Source organism: Nocardioides sp. Root682 (assembly GCF_001427795.1).
GTDB lineage: Bacteria > Actinomycetota > Actinomycetes > Propionibacteriales > Nocardioidaceae > Nocardioides.
Genome location: NZ_LMHJ01000001.1, coordinates 1,164,327 through 1,176,481, shown reverse-complemented (window position 1 = coordinate 1,176,481; position 12,155 = coordinate 1,164,327). Strand labels below are relative to the sequence as shown.

At 70.5% G+C, this 12,155-nt stretch carries 12 protein-coding genes; 10 read left to right on the top strand and 2 right to left on the bottom strand.

Annotated features, from left to right (window positions below):
- Window positions 1-170: 170 nt before the first annotated feature.
- The 6 genes from ASD84_RS05450 to ASD84_RS05425 are packed head-to-tail and all read left to right on the top strand — an operon-like array spanning window position 171 to window position 7,272.
- Window positions 171-1,616, top strand: a complete 1,446-nt coding sequence (locus tag ASD84_RS05450; protein WP_056707467.1) for an ABC transporter substrate-binding protein — start codon at window positions 171-173, stop codon at window positions 1,614-1,616.
- A gap of 7 nt (window positions 1,617-1,623) precedes the next feature.
- Window positions 1,624-3,621, top strand: coding sequence for an ABC transporter permease (locus ASD84_RS05445; RefSeq protein ID WP_082573171.1), 1,998 nt, complete (start codon window positions 1,624-1,626; stop codon window positions 3,619-3,621).
- Window position 3,622: 1 nt separating this feature from the next.
- Window positions 3,623-4,423, top strand: coding sequence for an ABC transporter ATP-binding protein (locus ASD84_RS05440; protein WP_056707464.1), 801 nt, complete (start codon window positions 3,623-3,625; stop codon window positions 4,421-4,423).
- Entirely contained in the window at window positions 4,420-5,139 is a 720-nt protein-coding gene (locus ASD84_RS05435) for an ABC transporter ATP-binding protein (RefSeq protein ID WP_056707462.1), read from the top strand. Before ASD84_RS05440 ends, ASD84_RS05435 begins: the two co-directional genes overlap by 4 nt.
- Window positions 5,136-6,713 carry a hypothetical protein gene (locus ASD84_RS05430; RefSeq protein WP_056707460.1) on the top strand — a complete coding sequence of 526 codons (1,578 nt, stop codon included), beginning with the start codon at window positions 5,136-5,138 and terminating at the stop codon, window positions 6,711-6,713. The genes ASD84_RS05435 and ASD84_RS05430 overlap by 4 nt, the downstream gene beginning before the upstream one ends.
- Before the next feature lie 4 nt (window positions 6,714-6,717).
- Window positions 6,718-7,272 carry a hypothetical protein gene (locus ASD84_RS05425; protein WP_056707457.1) on the top strand — a complete coding sequence of 185 codons (555 nt, stop codon included), beginning with the start codon at window positions 6,718-6,720 and terminating at the stop codon, window positions 7,270-7,272.
- Here the strand turns inward: ASD84_RS05425 and ASD84_RS05420 are convergent.
- Window positions 7,202-8,434: an MFS transporter gene (locus ASD84_RS05420; RefSeq protein ID WP_056707454.1), complete on the bottom strand. Its 1,233-nt coding sequence runs from the start codon at window positions 8,432-8,434 to the stop codon at window positions 7,202-7,204. The two genes, ASD84_RS05425 and ASD84_RS05420, sit on opposite strands and share 71 nt — an antisense overlap.
- A 45-nt stretch (window positions 8,435-8,479) precedes the next feature.
- On the opposite strand from ASD84_RS05420, the gene ASD84_RS05415 reads away from it, so the two are divergent.
- The 4 genes from ASD84_RS05415 to ASD84_RS05400 are packed head-to-tail and all read left to right on the top strand — an operon-like array spanning window position 8,480 to window position 11,298.
- Window positions 8,480-9,040 carry a histidine phosphatase family protein gene (locus ASD84_RS05415; protein WP_056707451.1) on the top strand — a complete coding sequence of 187 codons (561 nt, stop codon included), beginning with the start codon at window positions 8,480-8,482 and terminating at the stop codon, window positions 9,038-9,040.
- Between the two features lie 32 nt (window positions 9,041-9,072).
- The gene (locus ASD84_RS05410) at window positions 9,073-9,762 is read left to right on the top strand and encodes a DUF6758 family protein (RefSeq protein ID WP_235530983.1); all 690 of its coding nucleotides are present in this window, start codon (window positions 9,073-9,075) and stop codon (window positions 9,760-9,762) included.
- A 58-nt stretch (window positions 9,763-9,820) separates the two neighbouring features.
- Window positions 9,821-10,690 carry a PHP domain-containing protein gene (locus ASD84_RS05405; protein ID WP_056707447.1) on the top strand — a complete coding sequence of 290 codons (870 nt, stop codon included), beginning with the start codon at window positions 9,821-9,823 and terminating at the stop codon, window positions 10,688-10,690.
- Entirely contained in the window at window positions 10,690-11,298 is a 609-nt protein-coding gene (locus ASD84_RS05400) for a MarC family protein (RefSeq protein ID WP_056707439.1), read from the top strand. Before ASD84_RS05405 ends, ASD84_RS05400 begins: the two co-directional genes overlap by 1 nt.
- 42 nt (window positions 11,299-11,340) lie before the next feature.
- On the opposite strand, the gene ASD84_RS05395 is transcribed toward ASD84_RS05400, so the two are convergent.
- On the bottom strand, window positions 11,341-12,102 hold the full coding sequence (locus tag ASD84_RS05395; protein ID WP_056707434.1) for an SDR family NAD(P)-dependent oxidoreductase: 762 nt from the start codon (window positions 12,100-12,102) through the stop codon (window positions 11,341-11,343).
- Window positions 12,103-12,155: the final 53 nt, after the last annotated feature.

Sequence of the window (12,155 nt, the reverse complement as noted above, 5' to 3'; positions counted from 1 at the left end):
GTTCCCGCCCGGAACGAACGTCGTTTGCCAGGAAATGAAACTTGTTCTAGTTTTATCGGCCAAACGCATGACGTTGATCACATCGTCTCGTTGCTCCCGGTGAAGGTCTCGCTGGGGCCTGGTCATCCCTGGAGGAGCCCAGATTGTCTGCCTTTCGTGTCGTGCGCCTTGTGAGCGCTGCTTTCCTGGTCCTGCTCCTCGCTGCCTGCGGCTCCCAGCTCGACCCGGGAACGGTGGCCGATGTCAACGGCTCCGGACCCGAGGCCGGGGCACCTGGTGCTGACGGGGGTGCTGCGGCGCCCACCGACGGCACCGCCACCGATGCCGCCGTCGACCCCGGTGCCCCCGCGGCCGGGGACGCCGGCGCCCCCGGTGGCGCGGCCACCGGCCCGGCGAGCGGTTCCGGCGGCCCCGCCGGCTCGGGTGGAGGTGGCACCAAGGGTTCCCCGTCCGGCGGGACCAAGGCGGGTTCCTGCGCTGGCTTCAAGAACCAGAAGGGGATCACCGACAAGGCGATCACGATCGCCAACATCGCTGACATCTCCGGCCCCGTGCCCGGCATCTTCGAGTCCGCCCAGCAGGCGACGCGGGCCTATTTCGACTACTTCAACTCCCAGGGCACCATCTGCGGCCGCAAGATCGAGCTGGTCAACCTCGACAGCCGCGCCGACGCCGGCGCGGACCAGCAGGCCTACGTCAAGGCGTGCGACCAGGCGTTTGCCGCAGTCGGGTCCATGTCCGCGTTCGACAGCGGCGGCGCGGCCACCGCCAACGCCTGCGGCCTGCCCGACCTGCGCTCGGTCATCACCAGCCCAGAGCGCCAGGACTGCAAGAGCTGCTTCGCGGCGTACTCGATCCGCACGAACCTGATCCCGGACGCTGCGGCCAAGTGGTTCGCCCAGAAGTACCCGACCGCCGTCAAGAACGCCGCGTTCCTCTACGTCAACGCCGGCGCAGCGCCGGTCAACACCAAGAGCCAGGCCGCCGGTTACGAGAAGGGCGCCGGCTGGAAGGTGACCTACCTGCAGGGCATCGACGTCGCCGAGTTCAACTTCGCGCCGTACGTCCAGCAGATGAAGTCCAAGGGCGTGAAGATCGTCAGCTACACGGGGCCGTACCAGAACTCGGTCAAGCTGCAGCAGGCCATGCAGCAGCAGGGCTTCAAGCCGGATGCCTTCTTCCAGGACCCGACCATCTACGACAAGCGCTACCTCGAGCAGGCCGGCAGCGTCGCCGAGAACACCTACATCTGGGCCGCGAACGACCTCTTCGAGAACAAGAACAACGCCGAGGTCCAGCTCTACCTGTCCTACCTCCAGCAGGTGAAGCCCGGCGCGGTCCCGAACTACTACGGCCTCTACGCCTGGTCGGCGGCGCGCCTGTTCGTCGAGAAGGCCATCGCGCTGGGTGGCAAGCTGAACCGGGCCTCCCTGATCCAGGCCGTTCGCAGCACGACGAGCTGGACCGGCAACGGTGCCCACACGGCGATGAACCTCGGCACCGCCAACACGCCTCCCTGCCTCAAGATCGCCCAGTACAAGGGCGGTCGCTGGCAGCAGGTCTCCTCCGGCTCCTACCTCTGCGGTCGGACCGTGAACTCCGGCATCGGCGGCTGATCCACCGATGAGCTCCCTGTTCGCCTTCACGCTGCTCGGACTGTTCACCGGCGCCGCGTACGCGATCATGGCCAGCGGCCTGGTGCTGACGTATGCGACCACCCGGGTGTTCAACATCGCCCACGGTGCCTTCGGGATGGTGCTGGCGTTCACCTTCTGGGACTTCAGCCAGCGTCAGGGCCTGCCGACGTTGTTGTCGCTGTTCCTCGTCCTCGGCGTGGTCGCACCGGCCATCGGCTGGTTCATCCAGCGGTTCGTCACGCGGGGCCTGGGGGAGGGGCCGGTGTCGGTGGCGCTGGTCGTCGCCGTCGGCCTGCTCGTCGGCCTGATCGGGGTCGCGCAGTACATCTGGCCACCGGAGCCCCGGGTGTTGCTGCCGTTCCACCCCGAGACCGGCTGGCAGCTCGGTGACACCTACATCACCGCGCACCAGCTGATCACCATCGTCTGCTCCATCGTGGTCGCGATCGGTCTGTACCTGTTGCTGAACCGGACCAGGGTCGGTACGGCGATGCGCGCGTCGGTCGACAACCCCGAGCTGCTCAAGCTCTTCGGCGGCAAGCCGGACACGGTCGCCGCGCTGGCGTGGGCCATCGGCATGTCCCTGGCCGCGCTCGCCGGCATCCTGCTGACGCCGGTCGTGGGCCTGGACTACTACGCCCTGACGCTGCTGGTCATCAACGCGTACGCCGCGGCGATGCTCGGGCGCCTGAAGAGCCTCCCGCTCACCTTCGCCGGTGCCATGGGTCTGGGCATCCTGGAGTCGTGGGCGGTGGCCTACCTGCCGACCGACGGCTTCTGGTCGACCATCCGCCCGGTGATCCCGGCGCTCTTCCTGTTCGTGGTGGTCGTCGCCATGCCCCAGACCCAGCTGCGCATCGGGCAGGTCAAGGGCCTCGTGGCCGCACCCGTGCCGGCGCTGCGCAAGAGCCTCGGCGCGGGCGGCGTGCTCCTCGCCCTCGCCTTCGTGCTGATCGGGGTCGTGTCGCGCTCCGACGTGTTGCTGATCGGTGTCGCGGCGACGTACGCGATGGTGATGCTGTCGCTGGTGCTCCTGACCGGGTACGGCGGCCACGTCTCGCTCGCGCAGTTCACCTTCGCCGGCGTCGGTGCCCTGGCCTACGCCAAGCTCGACCAGCCCAACCTGCTCGGTCTGGTGCTGGCGGCAGCGATCGCGGCAGGGGTCGGGGCGCTCGTCGCGCTGCCCGTGCTCCGGCTGACCGGCCTCTACCTGGCGCTGTCGACGATGGCGTTCGCCGTGCTGATGGACAAGATGATCTTCCAGGCCGACTACGCCTTCAAGTTCAACGGCACGCTCGCCACGGAGCGCCTCTCCGTCCTCGGCGTGAAGATCGGCAGCGACACGGCCTACGTGTGGTTCATGGTGCTGGCCTTCGTCCTGATGGGGTTGTTCCTGCTGTGGCTGCGTCGCGGTGCCCTGGGTCGGATCCTCATCGCGACCCGCGACAGCCCGTCCGGGTGCGGCACCCTCGGCCTGGACCTGCGCTGGTTCCGCGTCGGGTTGTTCTCGCTGTCGGCGGGCATGGCCGGCGTCGCCGGAGCCCTCTTCGCCGGCCTGCGCGGAACCGTCGGAGCGGCGGACTTCCTCTACTTCCAGTCGCTGCTCGTGCTGCTCCTCGCCGTCGTGTTCGGCGTCACCTCGGTGACCGGTGCCCTGCTGGGTGGCACCGCACTCATGCTGCTGCCGGTCTGGCAGTCCTCCTCGCCGGAGCTGGCCGGGCTCCTGTTCGCGGTCCTGGGCTTCGGGGCCGTTCTGCTCGGCCGCGACCCCAACGGCATCGCGAACCACCTGTTCAAGCTCGGGCGCCGCCTCACGGGCAAGGTCCTGCCCCGCTGGGAGGAACAGCTGCGCGAACGGCTGGACGGGTTGCTCAAGCCCGGTCGCCCGGAGCCGGCGCGTTCCGTCGACGCCAGCTTCGACACGGGTGTCGATGCCGCCGTACGGATCAAAGAGCCGATCGAAGAACCGCAGGGGGTGGCCTGAGATGGCGTTGCTCGAAGTCGACGACGTGATCGTCCGGTTCGGCGGCGTGACGGCCGTGAACCACGCGTCGTTCACGGCCGAGCCCGGACGGATCACGGGACTGATCGGACCCAACGGTGCCGGCAAGACGACCTGCTTCAACGTGATCACCGGACTGCAGAAGCCCACCTCCGGCCGGGTCCGGTACCGCGACCGTGACGTCACCGGCTGGCCGGTCCACAAGCGTGCCGGGCACGGCATCGGCCGCACGTTCCAGCGGCTCGAGGCCTTCGGGTCACTGACCGTCCGCGACAACGTGCGCGTCGCACGCGACATCCACGGCGGACCGCTGGCGTGGGTCCGCGCGTCTGGGCGCTCCTCACTCGAGATCGACGTGCTCCTGGACCGGGTAGGGATCGCTGAGTACGCCGACGAACGTGCCGACTCCATCCCGACCGGCACCGCCCGGCTGCTGGAGCTCGCGCGGGCCCTGGCCTGCGACCCGCGGCTGCTGCTCCTCGACGAGCCCTCCTCGGGGCTGGACGAGACCGAGACCGACGCCTTCGGCGCGCTGCTGAGGGACCTGGCCAGCGAGGGTGTGGCGATCTTGATGGTCGAGCACGACATGGACCTCGTGATGAGCGTGTGCGAGGAGATCCACGTGCTCGACTTCGGGCAGATCATCTCCTCGGGCACGCCCGCGGAGATCCGCGACGACAGTGCTGTGCAGCGGGCGTACCTCGGCTACTCCGCCGACGACCCGCACGAGGCCGCCAACGGACTGGGCGACCACACGAGCGAGATGGAGGCGATCCCGTCATGAGCGTCCCGATCCTCGACGTCGTCGACCTGCACGCCGCCTACGGGCGGATCGAGGTGCTGCGCGGCGTGAACCTGTCGGTGCCCAGGGGTGCCGTGATGGCGTTGCTCGGTCCCAACGGAGCCGGGAAGTCCACGTTGGTGAAGGTGATCAGCGGGCAGAAGCAGGCCACCTCGGGCGACATCCACCTCGCCGGCGTCCACGTGAAGGGCGGCGGCAAGGGCACCGGCTCCGAGGACCTGGCCCGGGTCGGGCTGTGCACCGTCCCGGAGGGCCGGTCGGTCTTCCCGAACCTGACGGTCGAGGAGAACCTCGTCCTGATGTCGTATGCCGGGGTGGCGAAGGGCGCCATCCTGGAGACCGCCTACAACTACTTCCCGCGCCTGCACGAGCGCCGCCACCAGCTGGCCGGAACGATGTCGGGCGGCGAGCAGCAGATGCTCGCCATGTCCCGCGCGCTCGCGTCCGACCCGGCCCTGCTGCTGCTCGACGAGCTGTCGATGGGCCTGGCGCCGCTGATCGTCGACGAGCTCTACGACACGGTCGCCCGCATCGCTGAGTCCGGCGTCTCGATCCTGTGCATCGAACAGTTCGCCCGAACCGCGCTCCGGGTGTCCGACTACGCCGCGGTGATGAGCGGTGGCCGGATCGTGGCCACCGGCGAACCGGGCGAGATCCTCGACACCATGGCCGACGTCATCCTGGGAGGTGCCGCATGAACCACGACACACGTCGCAACACCCGGCTGCTGGTGGCCGGGGGTGTGCTCGCGTCGATGATGCCGCTGACGACCGGAGCAGTTTCTCCTGCAGCAGGCGCCACGGTTGTGGCCGAGTACGGCGGTTTCACTGCCGGCGCGTGGTCCAGCCCCGTGCGGATCGAGGTGTTCGAACCCAGCATCCCGATCCCCGTCGACGCAGGCATCGCCCAGGTGGAGTTCGACATGGGCTACAGCTCGGTGCAGGCCGACTCGAGCTCGTCCTCGGGCCGTTCGAGCCTGTTCTGGCCCGGCGACCCGGTCGGTGAGGGTCTCAAGACCTTCGCCGAGCAGCTCGGCCTGCCCTCGACCCCGCTGACGGCGAACGGCTACCCGGTCCAGGTCAACTCGCAGTACCCCGGCGACCAGACCACGCAGACGGACAACAAGATCCCCGGATCGATCCAGCAGACCACCTCCGGCGACAAGACCGCCATTGCCGAGACCGGGTTCTCCCCGGACGGGGCAGTGCTCGGGCCGGACGACGGTGCCGAGACGAGCGGCGGCGCCGCCAATCCGCTCTCGCAGCTGACCGAGCAGCTCCAGAAGCTCCTCGGTGGTGGCTCGACCGGCGTGAGCAGGACGTCCGCTCCCGCGAATCCGCTGGCGCTGCTCGTCGACGTCGACGGCTACGTGTCGGTCAGCCGGATGGACGCCAGCAAGGGCCCCGTGGTGACCGCTTCGCGCGCCGTCCTCGGTGAGATCCGGCTGCTCGGCGGTCTCGTCACGATGGGTGGCCTGGAGACGTCCGCCCGTGCGACGACCGACGGGGCCAAGGGCACGGCCACCGGCACCGCCAAGTTCGGAACGATGTCCGTGGCCGGCCAGGCGTTCTCGATCGGCCCCGACGGCATCGAGGCAGCTGGTTCGACCTCGCCGATCCCGGGCCTGGACGACCTCCCCGCTGACGCGCTCAAGCAGCTCGGCATCAGCATCGAGGTCCCGAAGCAGGTGCGTACCGTCGAGGGTGACCTCGCGACGAGCCTCTCGCAGGCGCTGCGCATCACGATCGACACCAAGGTCCTCGCGCCCGTCCTGCGCGCGATCCCGGCAGGTGTCCTCGCCGAGCTGATTCCGGCCCAGGCCGGACCCCTCAAGGGAGTCGTGGCCGGCCTCTCGAGCCTTGCCCCGAAGGTCGTGATCACCCTTGGCGTCGCGTCGGCGACCGTCGACACGGTGCCGCCCATCGTGATCGCCCCGGCCAGCCCGATCGCGCCGCCGGCCGCTGCGGGTGCACCCGCGGCGCCGGTGGCCGGCGCGGTCGGCGTACCGCCGGCTGCAGTCGGCGCTCCGGCGCCGGTCAACGCGGCGCCCGGCGCGGGCGGTGCACCGGTCGCTGACCTGGTGGACGCGGCCCCGGCCAGCGCCGGCCTGCCCGACCTGTTCTCGATCCCGGGAATGTTCCTGCTCGCCGCGTTCGTGGTGGCCGCCGTCGCCGGCAGCTGGTTCCGCCGGCTCGGCGCCGCTGCTCTCGGCGCGGGCGCCCCCTGCCCCCACGGCCTCGAAAGCGGCCTTCCCGACCTCCGAAAGGCGTGACCCGATGACCACCGTGCCCCGTTCCGCGACCGCACTTCCCCGGGCTGGAGAGTCCTCACGCTCCGGCATCGCCCCGCTGAAGGGCGACCACGCCGCACTGCTCCAGGTGGTCCTGTTCTGGGCCGGCGCGATCATGCTGCCCCTCGGGCTGGTGGTGATCGTGCTCGGTTGGTACGGCGCCGCGAACACGCCGTACGAGTACGACCAACTGTCCTACCTGGTCTCCGGCGGCCTGCTCGGCCTCGGGCTGACCTTCGTCGGCGGCTTCCTGTACTTCGGTGCCTGGCTCGCACGGATCGCAGCTGACGGTCGCGAGTCCACGAAGCGGCTGGCCGACACGCTGCTCCTGCTCGCCGAGGTCACCGCCAGCACCGCCAACGCCGTCGGCGGTGAGCGCGGAGCCGACCTCGGCGCCATCCCCGTCGTCGCCGGCAACGGGACCACGATGCACCGCCGGGACTGCTCGCTCGTCGCCCACCGCGACGACCTCACTCCGGTCGGGGAGACGAACGCCCATCTGGTGGAGTGCCGGGTGTGCCGGCCGGGATCGCGCGGCTGACCTCACCCCGCTCGGTCGACCCGAACCAGCGCGCGAGCGGGATCAGCGTCAGCACCAGGACCATGGGTACGACGAAGCCGAAGCGCAGCTGGTCCTGACCCACCACACCGGTGAGCACGGCGCCGAGCAGGCCGCCGACGTAGTTGAACTGGTTGAACCGGGCGATCACCGCGTCGACGCGCTCGGTGGAGCCGCCCGCCAGTCGCGCTGCCGCTGAGAAGCTCAGCGGCGCCACGACCGAGATGCCGGTGCCGACCAGGGTGAAGCCCAGGACGGCGATGGGCCACGTCGGCGCGAACGTCACCACCGCGAGTCCGGCGCACGCGACGACGGCACCGACGCGCAACACCGGCGGGGCGCCGTACTGCTGGACGAGGCGGTCGCCCGCCAGTCGCACCACCAGGCTGGCGAACAGGTAGGGGAGTGTCGCCAGCGCGACCCAGCGCGACGGTGCGTCGAGCACCTCGTCGACGTACACCGCGCCCCAGGTCTGGGCGGCGGTGTCGACCATGTAGAACACGACCATGCCGAGCCCGACCATCAGGATCGGGCGCCACGGGATGTCGAGCGTCGCGGCCGCCGGGTCCGCGTGGTCCTCGGCGACGGTTGCCTCGCGCGGCAGGAACGCACCCGTCGCCATCAGGAGGGGTACGACGGCGACGACTGCCGCCCAGCTGAGGTCGAGGTGCGCGGTGGCGAGGGTGGCCGCGGCTCCCAGCAGGCCGCCGAAGGTCCAGCCGCCGTGGAAGCTCGGCAGGATCGGCCGCCCGTACCGGTGCTCGAGGGCAACCGCCTGCATGTTGGTGGTGGCGTCGACGATGCCCAGCCCGACGCCGTACACAGCGACGCCTGCGAGGTAGCCGAGCCAGATCGGCGACGCCAGCATCAGGCCGGCACCGACGGCGATCAGGACCAACCCGGCCCTCAGCAGTGAGGCACTGGACCTGCTCGCCGACAGCTTCTCGGCGAGGACCGATCCGGCGCCGGCGAGCAGCACGATCCCCAGCAGCACGCCGGAGACACTGAGCTCGGTGAGGTCCCACCGGTCCTTGATGTCGGGCAGCCGGGTGGTCAGCCCGATGAAGACGAAGCCCTGAGTGGCGAAGGCCCCTGCGACGGCGATCCGGTGGCGGGCCAGACGACGCTGGTCGGGGGGAACCATGGTCGGATCCTGCCACCACCGTCGCCACGCTGGCAGGATGTCGCCATGGCCGACTCCGCGTACCTCGTCCGTCACGGAGCAACCGAATGGAGCGAGTCCGGCAAGCACACCTCGTCGACCGACCTGCCCCTCCTGCCTGCGGGGGAGGAGGGTGCCCGCCTGCTGGCGCCGCGGCTCGCAGACGTGGAGTTCGCCGAGGTCCTGACCAGCCCGATGCAGCGCGCCCGTCGTACGGCGGAAATCGCCGGGTTCGGCGACGCCGAGGTGTGTGCCGACCTCGTCGAGTGGGGGTACGGCGAGTACGAGGGCCGGACCACGCCGGAGATCCGCGAGGAGGTGCCGGGCTGGACCGTGTGGACGCACGGCTGTCCCGGCGGCGAGAGCGCGGCCGACGTCGCTGCGCGCTGTGATCGTGTGATCGAGCGGATCCGTGCAGCGTCCGGTCCGGTGCTGCTGTTCGCCCATGGCCAGTCGCTCCGGGCGCTGGCGGCCCGGTGGATCGGCCTCACCGCCAGCGACGGTCGACTGTTCCGCCTCGACACCGCCACCGTCTCGGAGCTGGGCCACGAGCGCGAAACGCCGGTCCTGTTGCGCTGGAATGCTTGACTCCCGCGCCGTGGCGCAGGACGGTTGCGTCCATGTCGAGCGTTGAGCCCGGCCCGGGGGCGGGCGCAGAGGTGCGGGTGGAGTGCCCACGCTGTCCCGCGCCCGTCGCGGAGGTCGGCGACGGGACCTGGTCGTGTCCCGAGCACGGGGTCGTCCAGCCGTTGTGGCGGCCCCAGACGCCGTCGTACGAAGCCTTCGCGGGGCACCTGCGTCGTGTCGGAGCGTTCCCGACGTACCTGCCCTGGCCCCTCGGGCCCGGGTGGTCGGTCAGCGACTTCGCCGCCGTCGGGCCCGCTCACGGTCCGGCGTCCGCGACGCTGACCTGTGTGTCGGGGGCGAGCCAGCTCGACGGCCCGGTCGACGTGATGGTGATCAGCGAGGAGCCCGGCACCGGCTTCGGTGCTCGAGTCGCTGGCCTGTCGGGCAACGGCGAGGCCGAACGGCTCGACCCCGGGCTCGAGATCGGCGACGGTCCGCCGCCCGTGCGGGTGCGTGTCGACCAGCACCCGGTGGGCCTGTGGTCGGTGTCGATCAGCTCCGCACCGGGGGAGTGGGACCGGTCGGTCGTCGCCGGTGAGGCAGCCGGCCGCTGGCTGTGGCTGGTGCTGCGACCCGCCTCCGCGATCCTGCTGCTGCGCGACGACTGGATCCTGCGCGACGTCTCGGCGACGGGCCCGCAATTGGTCGCCCTGCCCTTCGGTGGCGCGCCACCCGCGTGGTGACCGAACCGACACTGTCCTGGGATCGTTGTCTGACAATCCCCGGCACTAGCCTTCTCCAGTGACGATCGATCTGCACACCCACTCGCGCGTGAGCGACGGCACCGAGTCGCCCGCCGACCTGGTGCGTGCCGCTGCGGCCGCCGGGCTGCACGTCGTCGCGCTGACCGACCACGACACGATGGCGGGCTGGGACGAGGCCGCCGCGGCAGCCGAGGAGTCCGGTGTCGCGCTGGTCCGCGGCATCGAGATCAGCACCTGCTTCCGGGGCGTCGCCGTCCACCTGCTCGCCTACCTTCCCGACGCCGACGACGCCGCCCTGCAGGCCGAGCTCGACCGGATCGTCGAGGGCCGTGAGCAGCGGGTTCCCGCGATGCTGGCCCGGCTCCGCGACCTCGGTATCCCGGCCACCGAGGAGGCGCTCGCCGAGGTCTCCGGCGGCAACGAGGTCACCGGCCGCCCCCACATCGCCGACCTGCTCGTGCGCCTCGGTGTCGTGGCCGACCGCGACGAGGCCTTCGCGGGCTATCTCACTGACGGCGGCCCCGCGTACGTCGACCGGTACGCGCCCGACCTGGTCGACATGATCGCCCTGGTGCACGGCGCCCGCGGCGTCGCAGTGGTGGCCCACCCGTGGGGACGCGGCTCGGCCGGGGCACTCGATGAAGCGGCCTTCGTCGTCCTCAAGGAGGCGGGGCTGGCCGGGATCGAGGTCAACCACCTCGACCACGACGCGCACGCGCGTGACGGACTGCGACGGATCGCGGATCGCCTCGACCTGATCGTCACCGGCGCCAGTGACCACCACGGGGAGGGCAAGGTCGGTCACGACCTCGGATGCGAGACCACCGCTCCCGACCAGCTGCAGCGGATCGTCGACCGGGCCGCGGCGCTCGGCTCCCCGACGACCCTGATCGGAGAGGTGCGCTGATGCTCGAATACGTCCTGCTCGTCGAGGTGTTCGTGACGCTGTTCGTGATCATGGACCCCGTCGGGACCGTGCCGATCTTCCTGTCGCTGACGGCCGGCCGGAGTCATTCGAGCGCGAAGCGGCTCGCCTGGCAGGCGGTCGCGGTGTCGTTCTTCGTGATCACGCTGTTCGCGTTCTTCGGCCAGCAGATCCTGAACTACCTGCACATCTCGCTCCCCGCCCTGCAGTGCGCCGGCGGCCTGCTGCTCCTGCTCGTCGCGCTCGAGCTGCTGACCGGCAACGAGAAGGAGCAGACCGCCAGTGGCGACACCAACGTCGCGCTCGTACCGCTCGGCACACCACTGCTCGCCGGCCCGGGTGCCATCGTCGCGACGATGCTCTTCGTCGGCGACATCGACAGCTGGAAGAGCGGCCTGTCCGTCGCCCTGGGTGTCGTGGCGGTCCACATCGCGCTCTGGGCCGCGATGCGGTACTCCCTGCCGATCTTGCGTCTGATCCGGGAGGGCGGCGTCCTTCTCGTCACCCGCATCGCGGGTCTGCTGCTCTCCGCCATCGCGGTGCAGCTCGTCGCCGACGCGGTCCGGGCCTTTATCGCCGGCGAAGGCTGAGCTTCGTCGGTCGAGGAGGTCGCTCTGCGACCGTCTCGAGACCTACTTGCGACCCAGCCCCTGGAGGCGTTGCAGGGCGCTCCTGGGTACGACGCGCGTGGTGGTGACGATCGCCTTGTAGCGCTTGGACGGGATCGACATCGCGCGGCCCTTGTCGAAGTCGGCGAGGGCGTCGCGGACCAGGCGGTCGGGTTCCAGCCAGAGGACCTTGGGGGCTGAGGAGTCCCGGTCGACGCCGAGGCGCTCGTGGAACTCGGTCTTCACGAATCCCGGGCACAGGGCCATCACGGTGACGCCGCGGTCGGCGTACTCGGCATGCGCCCAGGCGCTGAACGAGTTCACCCACGCCTTCGCTGCGCTGTAGGTGCCGCGCGGCAGGAAGGCCGCCACGCTGGAGACGTTGATGACGCCGCCGCGCCCGCGCTCGACCATGCCGCCCAGAGCCGCGTGCGTCAGCCGCAGGACCGCGCGCACGAGCACGTCCTGCTGGGCCTGCTCCACGTCGATCGGGTTGTCGAGGAAGCTGTTCTTGAGGCCGAAGCCGGCGTTGTTGACCAGCAGGTCGACGGGACGGTCGCGGTCGGCCAACCGCTGCTCGACGAGGCCGAGCCGGGCGAGGTCGGTGAGGTCGGCGGGGAGCACCTCCACCTCGACGGAGTACGACGACCGCAGGTCGCTCGCGACGGTGTCGAGCCGGGTCGTGTCGCGGGCGACCAGGATCAGGTCGTCGCCGCGAGCGGCGAGCTGGCGGGCGAACTCGAGGCCGATCCCGGCCGTCGCGCCGGTGATGAGTGCGGTGGGCATGCCGGTAGTCAAGCAGCCCCGGCGCAGTCGAGGCGCAGTCGAGGCGCGGCCGA

Coding starts and splice junctions, on each gene's coding strand:
- ASD84_RS05445 (WP_082573171.1), top strand. CDS start 1,624: ATGAGCTCCCTGTTCGCCTTCACGCTGCTCGGACTGTTCACCGGCGCC.
- ASD84_RS05440 (WP_056707464.1), top strand. CDS start 3,623: ATGGCGTTGCTCGAAGTCGACGACGTGATCGTCCGGTTCGGCGGCGTG.
- ASD84_RS05435 (WP_056707462.1), top strand. CDS start 4,420: ATGAGCGTCCCGATCCTCGACGTCGTCGACCTGCACGCCGCCTACGGG.
- ASD84_RS05430 (WP_056707460.1), top strand. CDS start 5,136: ATGAACCACGACACACGTCGCAACACCCGGCTGCTGGTGGCCGGGGGT.
- ASD84_RS05425 (WP_056707457.1), top strand. CDS start 6,718: ATGACCACCGTGCCCCGTTCCGCGACCGCACTTCCCCGGGCTGGAGAG.
- ASD84_RS05420 (WP_056707454.1), bottom strand. CDS start 8,434: ATGGTTCCCCCCGACCAGCGTCGTCTGGCCCGCCACCGGATCGCCGTC.
- ASD84_RS05415 (WP_056707451.1), top strand. CDS start 8,480: ATGGCCGACTCCGCGTACCTCGTCCGTCACGGAGCAACCGAATGGAGC.
- ASD84_RS05410 (WP_235530983.1), top strand. CDS start 9,073: ATGTCGAGCGTTGAGCCCGGCCCGGGGGCGGGCGCAGAGGTGCGGGTG.
- ASD84_RS05400 (WP_056707439.1), top strand. CDS start 10,690: ATGCTCGAATACGTCCTGCTCGTCGAGGTGTTCGTGACGCTGTTCGTG.
- ASD84_RS05395 (WP_056707434.1), bottom strand. CDS start 12,102: ATGCCCACCGCACTCATCACCGGCGCGACGGCCGGGATCGGCCTCGAG.